This is a genomic window from Arthrobacter sp. 05L417 (assembly GCF_056397865.1).
In genome coordinates this window covers 19377-34892 of sequence record NZ_JBFTOG010000010.1, presented here as the reverse complement: position 1 = coordinate 34892, position 15516 = coordinate 19377, and the positions used below count along the sequence as shown (strand labels likewise).

The 15516-nt window shown below is 65.4% G+C and carries 17 protein-coding genes; 2 read left to right on the top strand and 15 right to left on the bottom strand.

Annotated elements, in window-relative coordinates; all coding sequences use genetic code 11:
* Positions 1-36 precede the first annotated feature (36 nt).
* Positions 37-705 (top strand): hypothetical protein, encoded by a 669-nt coding sequence (locus AC1DJW_RS10170; protein ID WP_390279993.1) that lies wholly within the window; start codon positions 37-39, stop codon positions 703-705.
* Positions 706-717: 12 nt separating this feature from the next.
* On the opposite strand, the gene AC1DJW_RS10165 is transcribed toward AC1DJW_RS10170, so the two are convergent.
* The 4 genes from AC1DJW_RS10165 to AC1DJW_RS10150 form a co-directional block, all read right to left on the bottom strand.
* On the bottom strand, positions 718-1341 hold the full coding sequence (locus AC1DJW_RS10165; RefSeq protein ID WP_269995229.1) for a LysE family transporter: 624 nt from the start codon (positions 1339-1341) through the stop codon (positions 718-720).
* 169 nt (positions 1342-1510) lie between these two features.
* On the bottom strand, positions 1511-2764 hold the full coding sequence (locus AC1DJW_RS10160; RefSeq protein WP_476901336.1) for an RNA polymerase sigma factor: 1254 nt from the start codon (positions 2762-2764) through the stop codon (positions 1511-1513).
* Positions 2765-2767: 3 nt separating this feature from the next.
* Positions 2768-3127, bottom strand: a complete 360-nt coding sequence (locus AC1DJW_RS10155) for a YciI family protein (protein WP_284752849.1) — start codon at positions 3125-3127, stop codon at positions 2768-2770.
* Positions 3128-3240: 113 nt separating this feature from the next.
* Positions 3241-4056: a methyltransferase domain-containing protein gene (locus AC1DJW_RS10150; protein ID WP_234751019.1), complete on the bottom strand. Its 816-nt coding sequence runs from the start codon at positions 4054-4056 to the stop codon at positions 3241-3243.
* An 86-nt stretch (positions 4057-4142) separates the two neighbouring features.
* On the opposite strand from AC1DJW_RS10150, the gene AC1DJW_RS10145 reads away from it, so the two are divergent.
* Positions 4143-4985 carry a hypothetical protein gene (locus AC1DJW_RS10145; protein WP_476901335.1) on the top strand — a complete coding sequence of 281 codons (843 nt, stop codon included), beginning with the start codon at positions 4143-4145 and terminating at the stop codon, positions 4983-4985.
* A gap of 8 nt (positions 4986-4993) precedes the next feature.
* Here AC1DJW_RS10145 and AC1DJW_RS10140 read toward each other — a convergent pair whose 3' ends face one another.
* From AC1DJW_RS10140 to AC1DJW_RS10090, 11 genes are all read right to left on the bottom strand, one after another.
* A complete protein-coding gene (locus AC1DJW_RS10140; protein WP_390280001.1) occupies positions 4994-6220 on the bottom strand; it encodes a pyridoxal phosphate-dependent aminotransferase in 1227 nt (408 codons plus the stop codon).
* 63 nt (positions 6221-6283) lie between these two features.
* On the bottom strand, positions 6284-7213 hold the full coding sequence (locus tag AC1DJW_RS10135) for a PASTA domain-containing protein (RefSeq protein WP_476901334.1): 930 nt from the start codon (positions 7211-7213) through the stop codon (positions 6284-6286).
* 27 nt (positions 7214-7240) lie between these two features.
* Positions 7241-7714: a hypothetical protein gene (locus tag AC1DJW_RS10130; RefSeq protein ID WP_390280005.1), complete on the bottom strand. Its 474-nt coding sequence runs from the start codon at positions 7712-7714 to the stop codon at positions 7241-7243.
* 13 nt (positions 7715-7727) lie between these two features.
* Positions 7728-8258: a phage tail protein gene (locus AC1DJW_RS10125; RefSeq protein ID WP_284752854.1), complete on the bottom strand. Its 531-nt coding sequence runs from the start codon at positions 8256-8258 to the stop codon at positions 7728-7730.
* Entirely contained in the window at positions 8251-10899 is a 2649-nt protein-coding gene (locus AC1DJW_RS10120) for a baseplate J/gp47 family protein (protein ID WP_476901333.1), read from the bottom strand. Before AC1DJW_RS10120 ends, AC1DJW_RS10125 begins: the two co-directional genes overlap by 8 nt.
* Complete coding sequence (locus AC1DJW_RS10115; protein ID WP_284752856.1) at positions 10896-11330, bottom strand: GPW/gp25 family protein; 435 nt, start codon at positions 11328-11330, stop codon at positions 10896-10898. Before AC1DJW_RS10115 ends, AC1DJW_RS10120 begins: the two co-directional genes overlap by 4 nt.
* A 13-nt stretch (positions 11331-11343) precedes the next feature.
* Positions 11344-11685 (bottom strand): hypothetical protein, encoded by a 342-nt coding sequence (locus AC1DJW_RS10110; protein WP_390280011.1) that lies wholly within the window; start codon positions 11683-11685, stop codon positions 11344-11346.
* On the bottom strand, positions 11685-13205 hold the full coding sequence (locus AC1DJW_RS10105; RefSeq protein WP_476901332.1) for a phage baseplate assembly protein V: 1521 nt from the start codon (positions 13203-13205) through the stop codon (positions 11685-11687). The genes AC1DJW_RS10110 and AC1DJW_RS10105 overlap by 1 nt, the downstream gene beginning before the upstream one ends.
* Positions 13202-13960 carry a CIS tube protein gene (locus tag AC1DJW_RS10100; protein ID WP_476901331.1) on the bottom strand — a complete coding sequence of 253 codons (759 nt, stop codon included), beginning with the start codon at positions 13958-13960 and terminating at the stop codon, positions 13202-13204. The genes AC1DJW_RS10105 and AC1DJW_RS10100 overlap by 4 nt, the downstream gene beginning before the upstream one ends.
* A gap of 1 nt (position 13961) precedes the next feature.
* The gene (locus tag AC1DJW_RS10095) at positions 13962-14678 is read right to left on the bottom strand and encodes a hypothetical protein (RefSeq protein ID WP_476901330.1); all 717 of its coding nucleotides are present in this window, start codon (positions 14676-14678) and stop codon (positions 13962-13964) included.
* A 346-nt stretch (positions 14679-15024) separates the two neighbouring features.
* Positions 15025-15516, bottom strand: coding sequence for a phage tail protein (locus tag AC1DJW_RS10090; protein ID WP_284752860.1), 492 nt, complete (start codon positions 15514-15516; stop codon positions 15025-15027).

Below are 15516 nucleotides of genomic sequence, written 5' to 3'. Positions count from 1 at the left end.
GGCTTGCCGCGACGTCGCCAGAAGGAGCCAGCGCAAATGTTCCATGTGATCCGCCCCGAGGGTGCTGCCCATCTCAACCGGCCACACGTCGTCGTGCACCGCATGAAGCTCTATGCGGACGAGGTCACTACGGTTGATGGCGTCCCTGTCACCACTGTGGAGCGCACCTGGTTGGACATGGCCGAGATACTGACCATGGACGAATTGGTGGTCATGGGGGACAGCTGTGTGCGGATACCGCGGGTTGAATTCGAAGGGCGGGACGCGCCGCTGTGCACTCTTGGGGATCTTCAGCGAATGATCGATCGCCATAAAGGCAAGAGAGGGTTGCGCAAAGCCAAAATAGCCATCCAACTGATCCGGATAGGCTCGGATTCGCCGCAGGAGTCATTGCTCCGTCTGGCGATCGTGAGGGCAGGCCTGCCGGAACCCGCACTCAATGTGCCGGTTGAGGCCGAGGACGGCGGGAGGTTCCTGCAGCCTGACTTGTCGTACAAGAAGTACAAAATCGGCATCGAATACGAGGGCGAGGGCCACGGCAACGAAGCACAAGTGGTGCGGGACATCAGCCGTTCGGAACGGTATGAGGCGCTGGGCTGGACGGAGGTCCGGATCTCAAAGCGCCACATGTTCAACGATGCGAAAGCTGCCGTAGCCAAGGTCCGAAGCGCGCTGGTCCAAGCCGGCTGGCGGCCTGCCCGATAACGAACGATTGTTTTAGTGGATGACGGCGAGCAGCACACCCACGGACATGAAGAGCACGCCGAATGTGCGGTTCAGGACCTTTTGTCCGTGCTCATTGTGCGTGAACCGTTGGAAAGAACGGGCTGCCAAGGCGAAGAAGAACCACATGACGCAGATGTCGATGAAAACGATCGTGGTGCTGAGGATCAGATACTGCGGAATCAGCGGCTGCTCGGGGCGGATGAATTGCGGCATGAAGGCCAGGAAGAAAACGATCGCCTTGGGATTGAGCAAGTTGACCCAAATACCTCGCTGGAACATGGACCACGCCGGCTCGTTCCGCCGGGCCTCCACTTTTTCCTTGTCCAGGTCCGGCCGGTGCAGGAATTGCCGGATGCCCATGTACACCAGATATGCCGCCCCGGTGTAGCGGATCACGTTGAAGACCACGGGTGAGCTCGAGACCAGAACACCTACGCCGAGCGCAACGATCAGGATGTGGATGATCAGTGCCGCCTGTTGGCCCAGCACTCCCCAGATGGAGCGGCGGAATCCGGAGTTGAGCGAATTGCTCATGGTGGAGATGGCACCGGCGCCGGGAGTGAAACTGATCAGGGTGCCGGCGCCTACCAGGGCCAGCCAAAGCGAAATTTGCACCAATCCAGCTTATGCCCGCAGGAAGCCGGGCCCGGACGAGCTGATGCGCCGCCCGGGCGAGCGGTTACGAGAGCGTCTCCAGGCTGCCTTCAATGGACTCCGTGACAACCCGGATGCTTTCCAGCTGCATCTCGGCGTCGAGCCCAATCACGACGAGTCTTGGGTAGAGCTATGTGGACAACTGCCCGAGTTTGGCCGCCTTCACCAGAAGATACTGCCGCTCCTGAAGGCTTCCGGTCTTCTTTGCCGCGGCAAGAAAGCACTCCCGGGCGCCCGCAAGGTCGCCGGACATTTCGAGCAGGTGCCCGCGAACGGCGTCGAGCCTGTGCCAGTCTCCCAGCCCAGTCCCAAGCCCATCCAGCAGCTCAAGGGCCGCCCGCGGCCCTTCAACCATCGCCACGGCCACTGCCCGGTTGAGCGACACCACCGGACTTGGAGCCATGGCTTCAAGGACCGTGTACAACGCCAGGATCTGCGGCCAATCGGTCTGGTCCGCGCAGGCCGCCTCGGCATGGACTGCAGCGATGGCTGCCTGCAGCTGATAGGGCCCCGGATGCCCAGCGCCCAACACGGCTGACAAGAGTTCAAGCCCCTCGGCGATCTGCGCCGTGTCCCACAGCCCGCGGTCCTGCTCAGCGAGCGGTACGAGCATACCGTCCGGGAGGGACCTCGCCCGGCGTCGCGAATCGGTGAGGAGCATGAGGGCCAGCAACCCGCCCACCTCCTGTTCGTCCGGAAGAAGCCCCTGCAGGAGCCGCGCAAGGCGGATCGCCTCCGCGGTGAGGTCTTCGCGCTGCATGGATGGGCCGGAACTTGCCGCGTAGCCCTCGTTGAAGATCAGGTACAGGACGTGGAGTACGACGCCGAGCCGCGCCTTTCGATCGCCCGTTTCCGGAAGTTCGAAACGGGCTCCGGCTTTCTTGATGCTCTGCTTGGCCCGGCTGATCCTCTGGCCCATGGTGGCTTCCGGGACAAAGAACGCGCTGGCGATTTCCGCCGTCGTGAGCCCTCCGACTGCCCGCAATGTCAGTGCCAGCTGCGAGGGTGCAGAGAGGGCGGGGTGGCAGCACAGGAAAAGGAGGGTGAGGGTGTCTTCCGCAAACCCGTCCGCGTCGCTGCTTGAGAAAGGCTCCTCGCGAGGCGGCGGTTCCAAGGCCGCCGCGCGTTGTTCGCGAGCTTGCCGGGCACTTTCGCTGCGCCAGTAGTCCACCAAACGCCGTGTGGCGACCGTGAGCAGCCAGGATCTGGGGTTGTCCGGGACACCGCAGGCGGGCCATTTCAATGCTGCCTCAAGCAGCGCTTCCTGGACGGCATCCTCGCACTCGGCGAATTGGCCGTGCCTGCGGACGAGCACGCCGAGGACCTGCGGCGCAAGGGTGCGCAGCAGGTCCTCGAACGTGGATTCCCCGGAAAGTTCGGCCAAGCGCTAGACCTCCGGCGGCGCGTCCTGGACGCGGCGCAGTTCGACGACCGGCGCGTACTTCACGATGCTGGAGCAGATTTCGACGGCCCGTTCCTCGCCGGCGACGTCCACTACCCAGTAGCCGATGAGGGATTCCTTGGCTTCGGCGAAAGGTCCATCGGTGGTGATGACCCCGCTATCCGTCTGCTTGACCAGCTTGGCTGTACCGGGGTCGGCCAGCCCGGCGTTGAACACCATCTCGCCGGAATCGCTGAGATCCTTGTCGATCTGGATCATGAACCCGATCATTTCCCTGATCCATTCGGGATCCGCGGTCTCCATCATGCCCTCGGCAGAACCAAACATCATGATCATGTATTTCATCTCGAACTCCTTGTGAGCGGCGCTCCGTGTGGGCGCTTTCATTCATGGGTCGGAACTGCGGGACCGTTTTCGACATGGGTTGCTGGAAATCTTAAGAAACTTTTGGGTAGCCGCTAAGCCCGTGCGATGACTTCCCCGTTCGGGATCAGGAAGAAGCCATCATCAGTGGAGCCCCAACGGTGCCAACCGGCGGCGATCCTGGCCAGGTCAGCTTCGTTGGCAAGCCCGTATTCGAGCGCTTGCTCGGCAAAGGCGGAGTGCAGGACCCGCTCGCTCCACACCCGCGACTGCCAGCGGCGCTGCTGCGCGGTGGCGTACAGCCAGTTGCTGCTGGAGGGCGCGACGTCGGTGAAGCCCGCCTGCTGCGCCCAGGACACGAGCCGCCGCCCGGCGTCGGGCTCCGCTCCGTTCCGTCGGGCGATCTTCTGGTAGAGCTCCATCCAGTCGTCGAGCTCGCGGACTTCCGGGTACCAGCTCATGCCGTGGAAATCGGCGTCGCGCACTGCAACGATGGCGCCGGGCTTGGCGACGCGCCGCATCTCGCGCAGCGCGGCCACGGGGTCGGTCAGGTGCTGCAGGACTTGGTGGGCATGGACGAGGTCGAAGGTCTCGTCCTCGAAGTCCAGATCGTAGATGTTGCCCGTCACGAATTCCACGTTTTCCACACCACGTTCGGCCGCGAGCGAGGCAGCCTGGGCCACGATCTCGGCGGAACGGTCGAGCCCGACGACCTTCGCGGGAGCCACCAGCTCCGCGAAGTCGCAAGTGATGCTCCCAGGCCCGCATCCGACGTCGAGCACCGATGTCCCGGCGGTGAGATGCGGGATGACAAACGCAGCAGAGTTCTCGGCTGTGCGGGAGGCGTGGGCGCGTACGACGGACTCGTGATGGCCGTGTGTGTAGACGTCTTCAGGCTTCTGCTCGTTCATAGGGAAACGCTACCCCGATGGAGTGGAAAGCGGGCGGAACTTGGGCTAAACCTTGTTTTCAACCCCCTGCCTGCCACAATGGACCCATGGCGCCAGCGTGGTGGGGTCAGGGGTCGCAGCTGGGGCGCGGAACGGGCCTCGGCGGGCTGCGCGACGGACCATCCCCGGATGCCTTGCGCCGCCCGTTCTTCGTTGCGGCAGTGGCCGTCTTCGCCGTCGTCGTGATGGCTGAAATCGGCTTGTCGATCCTCCTCGGAGGTACCGCCGTCGAACCCGTTTCGCCTGACGAAGCGGACAAGCTCGGCGTCCCGATCGACGTCTTCTTAAAAACCCAACGCGCATCAGCTGCTCCACCGGGCACAGGGATCGGTTTCCTTGCGTTCCTGGACGGGCTGTTGCTGTTCACCGTGGTGATGCTCGGACTCAGCCTGATCATGGAGCTCAGGGTTTACGGACGAATCCAAGGCATTGTCACCTTGATTGTCACGCTTCTTTGGGTGGTGGGCGCGTTCTTCACGGCCCTCCTCGCCTTGGCGAAATTGTTCCTGATGTTCGGGCTGTTCGTGGCCGCACCCTTCGGGACTATTGCCTACCTGGCGCTATGGGGAAGTTTTCCCACAAGCCAAGCGGCGGCGATCCTTGCCCTCCTGTTGCTGCTCAAGATCGTTTTCGCGGTGCTGTTGATTCTGAGCCAGCCGAAATTCCTGAAGGTCACCGGGCTCGTGGTGCTGCTCCTGGTATCGGTGCTCCTGCAGGTCATCCTCGGCATCATCCACAGCTTCCTCCCCGGCCCACTTGTGTCCATCGGGGACCAGTTCTGGGCGCTCATTACCGTGGTGGTTGCCTTGGTGTGGGCCCTGATCATGCTTCTTGGCTCGATCCCGGCGATCATCAACGCGCTGCGGGTCAGCGGCTCGGCGGGGGACTGAAAAAGGCCCTACTCTTGAGGCCGGTTCCGATAGGCGGCCAGGAAGGTCGCGATCCTGCGGACGGCCTCCTCGATCTCACGGACGGACGGCAGGATGACGAAGCGGAAGTGGTCCGGGGTGGGCCAGTTGAAAGCCGAGCCGTGGGAGACCAGGATCTTCTGGTCCTGCAGGAGGTCGAGGACGAATTTCTCGTCACTCTCGATCGGATAGACGTCAGGGTCCAGCCGTGGGAACAAATACATTGCACCGGCTGCCGGCACACAGCTCACGCCGGGGATTGCCGTGAGGAGCTTCAAGGCCAGATCCCGTTGTTCCCGGAGCCGGCCACCTGGCCTGATGAGCTCCTCGATGCTCTGGTAGCCGCCCAGGCAGGTCTGGATGGCGTGCTGCGCCGGAACGTTGGAGCACAACCGGAGGGAAGCCAGGAGCTCCAGCGCCTCACGGTATTCGGCGGTTGCCGCGTGCGGGCCGGTCACAGCGACCCAGCCGGCCCGATAGCCGGGCATGCGGTAAGCCTTGGAAAGGCCGCTGAAGGTCAGGACGCAGATGTCGTCTGCCACGGACGCCGTGTGGATGTGCTTTGCGTCCTCGTAGCGGATCTTCTCGTAGATCTCGTCCGAGAACAGGACAAGGTCATGCTTGCGCGCCAGTGCCGCGAACTGCTCCAGGACGTGGCGGGGGTATACCGCGCCCGTGGGGTTGTTCGGGTTGATGATGACGATTGCCTTGGTGCGCTTGGTGATCTTGGCTTCGACGTCGGACATGTCCGGCCACCAGTTCTGGCCCTCATCGCAGAGATAGTGCACCGGCTTGCCGCCCGTGAGCGTCACGGTGGCCGTCCACAGCGGATAGTCCGGCGCGGGGATGAGGACCTCGTCCCCGTTCTCCAGGAAGGCCTGCAGCGTCATGGAGATCAGTTCGCTGACGCCGTTGCCGATGAAGATGTCCTCGACGCCGATATTCATCAGGTTCTTGGTCTGGTAGTACTGCGAAATGGCTGTCCGCGCCGTGAAGATGCCCTTGGAATCGCTGTAACCCTGGGCTCCGCGGAGGTGGTGGATCATGTCCACCACAACGGACTCCGGAGCTTCCAGCCCAAAGGGCGCGGTGTCCCCAAGATTCATCTTGAGGATGCGGTGCCCTTCGGCCTCCATGGTCTTGGCCGCTTGGAGGATGGGCCCACGGAGTTCATAGCGGACGTTCTGTAGTTTGCTGGAGTGCTGCATCGGACGCATGGTTGATCATTTCACGGGCGGCACCGTTTTCGGCACCGGATGACACGCGGCACCAAGGGCGCCCTATTGCTTGATCGCGCAGACCTGCGGCTGGACCATGCAAATGTTGATGGGATTCGGCTCGATGATGACGTTTTGCCGTATTTCAGTGCGGACAAGGACGAGGGCGTTCTGGTTCACCTTGCTCCCCACATCGGGATTCACCCCAACAACCACGCAGCTTTGCAAGAATCCGGACGAGGACGTGCACGTGGAACCCTGGGTGAAATCAAGTTGGATTTTTGCGGTCTGGAAGGCTGTGCGGGCATTCTCGATCCGCAAGCCCAGGACCGCAGGCACCACCGATTTCACCGGCGTTGCGATCTCCAGGTTGACGGTGGAACCGCGCCCGGCGGACTTGTTGGCCTCCGGAGACTGGGTGACCACCGTCCCGGCGGTCTGATCGCTTTCCTTGTCCGTGGTGGCTGTGGAGAACCCGGCGTCCTTGAGGATTTGTACCGCCTCTGCCTGCGGCTTGCCTTTCACGTCCGGCACATTGACGTCCTTGAGGAGGAACCAGATCACCCCACCAATAGCCGCCAACAGCACGACGCCGCCGACGATCACCCACAGCCACGGGAATCCAGGGCGCGGCTTGGGCGTTTCGGCGGGCTTGGTGACGGTCAGCGTCACCCCGTGGGCCTGGTCGGCATAGTCCTCAGGGGCGTCGTCGGCAGAGTAGGCGATCAGTTTCACCGGATAAGAGCCTGGCGCGGCACCGGCGGTGTCGAAATTGACCAGGTATTGCTCGGTAGCTCCGGCTGCGATGGTCCGCAACGGAGTGGGGATGGTGGCGTACGTCGGCGACGGCGGTGTGCTTTCCACTCCGGGAAAGGCTCCGAGCACCACGCGTTCGGGGCCGGGAGCTCCGTTGGTCACGGACGCCGTGAGGGAACCTTTGCCGTCCTTGAGTTCCACCGTGGGAGAACTCAGCGTCATGGTGATGGTGCTCATGCAACAACCGCCTTTCGGGCAATGAACTCATCCTCCTGCTTCCAGGAGCTTCAGCGCACACGTGCCAACAACGCGGCACGTGATCCCCAGCTGACCCCCGGAGGTGCCGAAGGTCAGGCTGACAGTGTCCCCGGCAGAGACGTCCTGTTCTGTTCGTGTGCCCTCCACCAGGAGCGTCACGGTGACTGCTTGCTGGGGAGCCAGCCGGGCACGCTTGGTGGGGCTGCCCAGATCGAACAGACCCCCGAACTTCTTGACCTCGAAAACGCAGCTTCCCGCCACGAGCAGCTGCGTTGCCGCCGCCGAACACTGGCCGCCTGGGCCTACGAGATCCGAGGCCGCGAGGGTGCCTCCTTTGGCAGCCTGCGAGAAGCCCGACTGCCAACTGGCCGCCGCGTTGTTGTTCCCGCCGCCGCAGCTCACGCCGAAAACCAGCACGAGCGCAGCGATGACACCGCACACGATCACCACGATGAGGGGCTTCCGGTTCCCGTCGTTCACGGCACAGGCCCGTTCACGTGCCCACCACCTCGATCTCGTCCGTCACGTGGGCAGGCTTGATTCCCTTGACGATCCTGCGGACCAGCTCCACGTGCCCGGCGGCAGCCGCAGGGACCAGAACCTTGATGTGGAACTCGCCCGGGACGGATTCGACGGCGAATCCCGGGACCCCGGTGGCCAGTTGCAGGAAGCGGGTGAGACCGTCCACGGTGCCCCGGCGCGCAGACAACGAGGCGGCGCACGCAATCAAGTCCCGCTGTCTGGCCACTGGGACTCCCGCCGCCGCGGAGTCCACGGACTCCGGGCTTGGCAGGGTCAACCAGTCAAGGTCCACCCACCGCGACAGGAAAGGAATGAACGACGACGGCGAGCGGCCGGGATCGGGAACGGTGTGGATGCGGTCCAAGACATCACGGACGGGCCGATGCATGTCCTCGGCCACCGCGATCAGGGCCTGCAGTGGCGTGCTGGTTTCCGCCGCTACTTGGTAGATCTCGGGAAGGACCTTCAGCAGAGGAGAGTTACGGGGTACGGGTTCAACCATTGCCACGCACCACGTCGATCCGGTGCTCGCCCGAGGAGAACAGCCACGTCTCGGGAAGGGTCACGACGTCGTCAACCATCCGCCGCGTGCAGCTCGCCCAGGACAAGGCGTTGTCCGTGCTCCGGTAGATCCCCTTGGGGCCAGCCGCGAGCACAAGCGGCGAACCGTCGTCGTGCACTTTGCCGGACACAGCGCGGACCGGCTCGAAACGAGTCCGGTCCCTGAGGGGCAGCCCGCAGTTCACATCAGGGACACTCCACTGCGCGGAAGCCTGGCCGAGCTGAAGGCGCAACACGCCTCCGCTTTGCGTGGCGGCGTACGCTGCATCGCCCATCACATGCACGCCCCAACAGCTTCCGCCTGTCCAGCCCGCGCTGAATTGTTCCCAGGAAGCCATGAGGGCGTCATCGAACTGGGTGCGCGCGAGTTCATCGATCTTCAATCGGAGGCAGCCACTCCCTGTACCTTCGGGAACGGAACGTCCCAGCCAGACGTAGCTCGCGCCGCCGTCGTACTGGATGGTCATGCAGCGGATGTCCTCGCCCGCCGCCCTGATCTGCTTGAAGCTGCCGGCAGCCCCGGCGTCGGGGGAAAGCCAGACGCCCGCGGAGGCCTCCGCCGCCACCACCACGCCGGTCCGGCCGCGGACGTCCACCAAGGCGTCCACCGCGTAGAAGCCGCGATCCGGCTGGGTGGAATCCACCACGTTCTGGACCGGGATAGCACCCTCACCCATCGGCAGCTCGTAGAGGCCATGCTCGCCTGCGAGCAGAAGCACCGGGACCCCTTGCCGGTCCACCCAGCACAAATCCGCGACGACGAATCCCAGTTCCGCGGCCCGCCGCCACGATTCGCCGAGGTCCTCGCTGACGTAGATGCGCGAGCCCGCGGGGGTCACGGTGCTGACCGCCACCATGCCGGGATGCTGCCCGGGACCGAAACCGCCAGGGCCATAGCCAGCTCCGCCGAAGCGGCCCGGCGCCGGAGAGCGGAAAGGCGCGACGGACCTCACCGCTTCGCTGGCCGCCTCCGAGCCAAATTCGGCACACGCCTCCCAGCCATCGCCGGAGTTGGTCGTGCGGAACAGGGTACTGTCCTGCGCCACGAACCACGTGTTGTCCTGTCCTTCAGCCTGAACCAGCGCCAAGGCATCGGTATCCGGAACCTTGTCCACTTCGAGCCGTACCCGGTCCACGTACTGGACCCCGGGTTCGGCCTCCTCCATCGCCCGGTAGAGGTTGGAGACGCGCAACGGCTTGCCGAAGCCCGAACCGTAGTTGGAAGAACCCGGGTTGAGCGGACTGATGCCCTCCGCGAGCCGGCCCACGATCCTGGACTTCACCGCATCGGCGTCCTCATCAGGGCGAACCACGATCCTCGCGTCCACCAGCACTTGTTTGTAGAGACCCCAGCGGACCACAGGCTCTGCTCCCACGGTGGAGCGGCGGCGCAGGTACTGTTCCACTTCAAGGCGGACGCTTTCACGTGCCTGGGAAGTCAGCTCGGCGGCGCGCACGAGAACAGGGGCTGCCGCGCCTTCTTCGGAAGCGCCCGGGACAAACGGCACCAGCACCACCTCCACCTCGCCCGGTTTGGCGAAGGCCCAGATGTCCCGCCGCGTGAACGCACGGGCCCGCGCGACACCGCCATGGCGCATGGCCAGGACCTCGTAGTCCCGCACCGTGACCGCGCGGTCACGGGCCTGGAAATCCTGCGGGGCCCGGCGCAGCGCGTTCTCCAGGGATTCGCCGTCGCGGCCTCCGGTCGCGGGTTCCGGGTTGCTGACCTTTACCCCGGGGATCGGGGCGCGCATGACCGTCAACTGGCCCGCCCCGACATTGCCGCGCTGACCGCCGCCGCCGCGGTACCAGGCGCGCACCCCGGCACCCGGGCCGGGAACAACTGCTGTCCGGGCTGCGGACTCCTCGTCCCACCATGCGAACATCACGACGCCGGCACTCCGGTCGATCCGGACCGGGGCCTCGTCCGGGCCGGCGTCCGCGAAGGCCTCGACTTCGCGGCAAAACCGGAAAGGCTTGCCGTCCACCAGGACGGCTTCGCCACTGCTCAGCTGGGTGCCGGAGGGGACTTCGACGGCGATGGACAGGCCAGCCCCGGAGACGATCGGCGCATTGGGAATGACGAAGCTCTGGCCCGGGCGACCGGTTCCGACGCCGATGGGGACGGCGTCGTACAAGGTGACATCGGCTGCCGGGACCTGGACACTGGACTGGCCTGCCGCGAGGACGGCCGCCGTCGTCGTAGTGAATACCGGTTGCGGCGAGCCGGGCACGCCTGGCGGGCAGCTGACCTGGGTCCCGCGAGGGATGCGGATGTCCTGGTTGTCAGTAGCGCTTCCCGCCGACGCCCGCGTGAATTCGAGGATGGTTTCGGCCGTGCTGGGCGGGTACAGGCTGGTGCCAAGCAGGTTCAAATAGACCGCATACAGTTTTTCCGGGACACGGTTGAGCCGGTACATCAGGGTGTCCGTGAGGTAGGCGAAAGCCTCGAGGATGGTGATGCCGGGATCGTGGACGGAGAGGTCAGTCCACTCCGGGGCGATCTGCTGGATGCGCTCGCGGGCGCCGGCAACGAGGTCCGCGAAGCTGCGGTCATCGAGATTCGGGACGGGGATACTCATGCTGCACCTCCGGAATCAACGGGCAGGGCGATGGCGAGCTGGTCCTCGAGCTGGGTGGACCGGACCCGGTACCGCAACCGGACCTCCAGCACTTCAGGGCTTTCGGGGGACCGGGAGGCATCCAAGGACAGAACGGTGATCCGGGGCTCCCATTGCTCCACGGCCCGGGCAACGTAATGGATGGCCAGGCCTGCCGTGGTGTCATCCGCGGGCGCGAAAGCGAGCCGGAACAGATGGCAGCCGTAGGTGGGCCGGTTGACGCGCTCGCCGGGCCTGGTGCTCAGCAGCAGGAGGAGGGCCTGACGGACCGAAGCTGCGTCCGTGACGGTAGCGAGCCGTCCGTCGGGCGTCAGCCGCAAGCCGGGAAGGCCGGTGGCGGCATCGAAATCCGGGTGCACGAAGGCCACCGACTTGTACCTGGGGACGCTCACGATTCGCCGCCTCTCATGATCCCGCCGCCACGGATTCCTGGCCCGGCCGCCGGACCGTGTACTTGACGGCACCCGGCGGGGTGCCGTCCGTGTAGCCCTCCACGGTGTCCAAGCAGACCCTTTTGCCGCCGATCCGGACAAAGCCCGAATATCCCTTGATCACTTGCAGTGTCTTGTTGCAGGGCTTGATGTTGAGGCCTACGTTGGGGCACATGCTGATGTCGCGCCCTTGCGGATCGTTGTCGACCAAAACCGGCGAGCCGGCAACGCGGACCCACTGCTGGGAAGGGACGTTTTCCACTTTCCCGTCGTGTCCGCAGCGCAGGATGGCTTCCTTGACGAGGAGCTTCGGCATCAGGCCTCCTCGAAATCGACGGTCTTGGCCCGGATCTTCATAGCCTTACCCGGTGCCTCCAGGACCAGGTCCGTAGCCGCGGTGATGCGCAGCTTGTCCGGCCCGAGTTCCACCGTTGAGCCATGTCCGTCCGTGAAGCTGACGGTGCGATTGCCGCCGTCGAGCACTATCTGCTGGCCGTCAGCGCTCCGGAAGGCGTACCGGCTATCCCGAGGCGAGTTCACACTGTTGTCCGGGGTCTGTTCGCGGCCATAGAGACCGCCCAGAATGATGGCCTGCGCCGGATCCGTGGCAGGCAGCAGGACCAGCACAGTGTCCTCCGCGGCTGGCGGCACCACGAAACCTTTCCCTGTTCCGGCTCCCATTGTGAGGACCGGCGCCCAGGCTGACTCCAGCGGCGGATATGCGGGGAGCCCGACCCGTGCCCGGCCGCGGCCCTCCGGATCTTCCACATCCAGGACCGTGCCAAGGGTGAAGACGTCGGGACGCCGGACGGGAGGGGCTTCCGGGGGACGCGTGGCGATGGTGGTTTCGTAGCCCGTGTTGTCCAGCCGGTGGGTGGCAGTGGCAATCGCGTAGGTGCCTTCGAGCGACGTCGCGAGTCCGCGCACGCGAACCCGACGGCCCGCCCGGAGGCGCGGATCGCCGTCGGCCACGAAGACTGCGGTGACTTGCCCGGCCATCCGGACGTCGAGATCCGCCTGGGCCAAGCCGTGGGCTGCGGATTGGGACGCGAGGGCCTCGTTGTCGCGCAGGAGATCGCCGCCCGCGCCGACGCTCGGGAGCGCAGGGTCCGCGGAGACGTTGGCTTTCGCGTCGCTGGTATTGGCAGAGGCTTCCTGCACCGAGGCGTCGTCGGACCGCCAGCCTGTGGTTTTGGCCCCGAGGTACGCCGGCTCCTGGCTTAGTTCCACCTCGGCCGAATGCAGGCTGCTGCCAAGTTCCAGCTCGATAGGTTCGCCTTCGCCGGACAAATCGCCGAGTCTCAGGACGTCGCCATCGACCACGGGATACGCACCCGCCCGGGCGCTCTGTTCCACCAACAGGCTCAAGTCTGAGCGGGCACACTGGTACACCTCACCCAGCCGGGTTGCGCCGCCTACCACTTGCAGCCCTGTGCCCTCGGTAAGTGTGCGGGCCAACCCGGCGAGGTCGACGTCGCTGTGCAATCGGGTGAACTGGCGTTTCCTGAGGCGGTGCAGGGCGTCGTAGGCACGGACGCGGACTTCCTGCGAAAGATCTGCGCCGTAGCTGTGTTCCACCACGGTCACTTCGCCCACGAAAAGCGGAGTGCGCTGGCCACCGAGTTCCACGCGCAGCGCATCCCCCGGCGCGGGGTCCACTCCGCCGCGCGCTGTCGCGGAGCGTCCCGGACCGGGGCGCCAGCTGATGAGGCACTGGGCCGGCCTGGCGAGCGAGCTGAGGACCTGCACCGAGATGATCGCCGCGGTTTCGGATGCGGAGAGCCGGCGCCGCCCGAGGGTGACGATGAGTTCCGGCAAGCCTTGGAGCTGCCTCATGGCGCCTCGCCAACCGGGGGAACGGCGAGGGGGCCGTCGAAGTGCGCGGGATCGTCGATGTTGTTGTACTCCAGCAGCAACTTCCACAGCAGCGGCGTGCCAAAGGCGGCCAGGCTGAGGCGTCCCAGCTCACCGGGCGGAACCTCCGGAACCAGCTCGCCGCCGTCGGGCGCTGTTGCATTCCTGTCCGTACTGCCGTCGCCGCCCACCGCGAGCGTATCCACGGGCGGCGCCGTCAGGTCCACCGCCGGCAGCCGCTGGGCGAGCTCGTAGTTCTCGCCGCCTTCCTCGTCAGCGCTCTGCCCGACCCGCACAAATACCATGCGCATCCACGAACGCAAGGGGGAGCCATCCGGCGAAAAGCGGTCGAAACGCTCCGCTACTTCGGTCACGATCCCGGGCACGTTCCATGCGCGCCCCCACACGAACCGGACCGACGGCGGCCGGCGTTGCCTCTCCACCTCGGCCGAGTTCTCTGCGAGCGCCCAGATGGGCCGCGTCATCTGGCGCACGTCCTGCACATGGAGCGACGCCGGCGCGAGGTCGACGTCGAACAGGAGATCCAAGCGAAGCTCGGTGTGTCCGCCTCCCGTGAAGAGCAAGGGATCGTCCGCGAGCCCCGTTCCGGTCAGCTTGCCCCCTGCCGAGCGCCGAGGCTCCACGCCCGCGGTTCGCGACATGACTACGGTTTCCGGATTGAGCAGGCACCCAAGGTGTTCCCCGGTGTCCTCGATCAGGAAAGCGACGCGTTCCATGTCAGACCGCCAATTGTTCGTTGCTCAGTCGGGCGGCGCGGGCCATCTCTTCTGTTGTTGCTCTTTCCGCGGCGGGCCGGGGCGCGGGGCGTGGGGCCATTTCGGGCCAGTTTCCGGTTATTGGTGCGGAGGGGGCACGCTCCGGCGTCGTGCTCGGGTGGCCTTGGTGCTCTGCGTTCGGGTGCTCCGCGTTCGGGTGCTCCGGGCGCGGGTGCTCTGGGAGGACGACGACGGCGCGCGCCGCATCTGGCGGTTGGTGCAGGGGCGGTGTGGCCGGCTGAGCCGTGATTGGGTTAGGCGGGCTGGTCTTGTTGGAGCCTGTTGGGGCTTCCTGGCGCTGCTCAGCTTGTTCAAGGGCTGCCTGAGTTGGGACTGCTTGTTCAAAAACTACTTGTCGAGTGGCGGGCCGGTCCTTGGCGATGACCAGCGGGATTCCACGAAGTCTCAGCACCGGGCGCGTTGACTGCGGAGCGTGTGGGGATACGGCATCCACCGCGGGGGCTGCTGGGGCATCGATGGTTGCCTCGCCTACGGGGATTGCCGGCGGCGCGAGGTGTGGCCAGGAAATGGTGGCTGCGCTTCCGGCGGCACGGTCCGGCAGGGAGCCCGTGGATGTGGGTCTCTGCAGTCGCGAGCCGAGCATCAAGCGGGGGAGCGTACGGGCCACGGGCCCCAGGGCGCTGTTCCGGGCCGGGCTTGCGGGCCCGGTCTCGCTCACGATATTGGGGCTGGACTCGCCCGGATGTGAGCGAGGGTTGGGGCTGGTGGGGGGTGTATGTGAGCGAGGGTTGGGGTTGGCGACGAGGCCGGCGTCGCGGAGCAACTGGACCCAATGCTCCGGTGCGCCGGACGTGTCCAGTCTTCGAGCCGGCGTCGGGCCCTCCGTTCCGACCGCCCGCCCAGTCCCAACGATGCGCCCAGTCCCGGCGATGCGCCCTGTTTCAACAACGGCAGCCCCGGCATCAGCTTCGGCATCAAGTTGCGACGGCCGTTCGAGCCTTTCCGCGAGTTCCCGCAGCCGCCGCGCCGCCTTATGACGCCACGGATTCCGGAACCGCCTCCCGTCAAGCCACGGGAGCGCGGGCATCGTCGAGCTCCAAGCGGTCGTACGCGATGCTGAGGGATTCGATGGCCAGGTCCTTGCCGAGGGCATCCAACGGGGCCCCGAACCAGTCGCATGGCCAGGCGCCGAGCAAGTTCCAGCGGCGGACCTCCACCGAGCCGGCGTCGTTGAGCATGGCGATGGAGACGTTGCGCCGCTCCACACGTCCATCGACGGCCTTGAACAGCCATTGGAGCATTTCGGTGGAGTCGGTCAGCCCATAGCGGAGGGTCACCGGGGTGTACTCGACCTGGCCGGGGATGACCCGGACCGTGCTGTTCTCGCCACCGGAGCGGTACAAGATGCGGTCGATCTTCAGCCCAAGCCCTTCAACCTTGGTGAAGTGTCCTTGGACCACGCCCTGGATGACCAGTTTGAAGTTATAGGCGCGGTAGGGGTCCACCACGTTCCCGGGTTGGGCAGCAGGGGCTGGCGTGCTTGGCTGCGTGCTCAT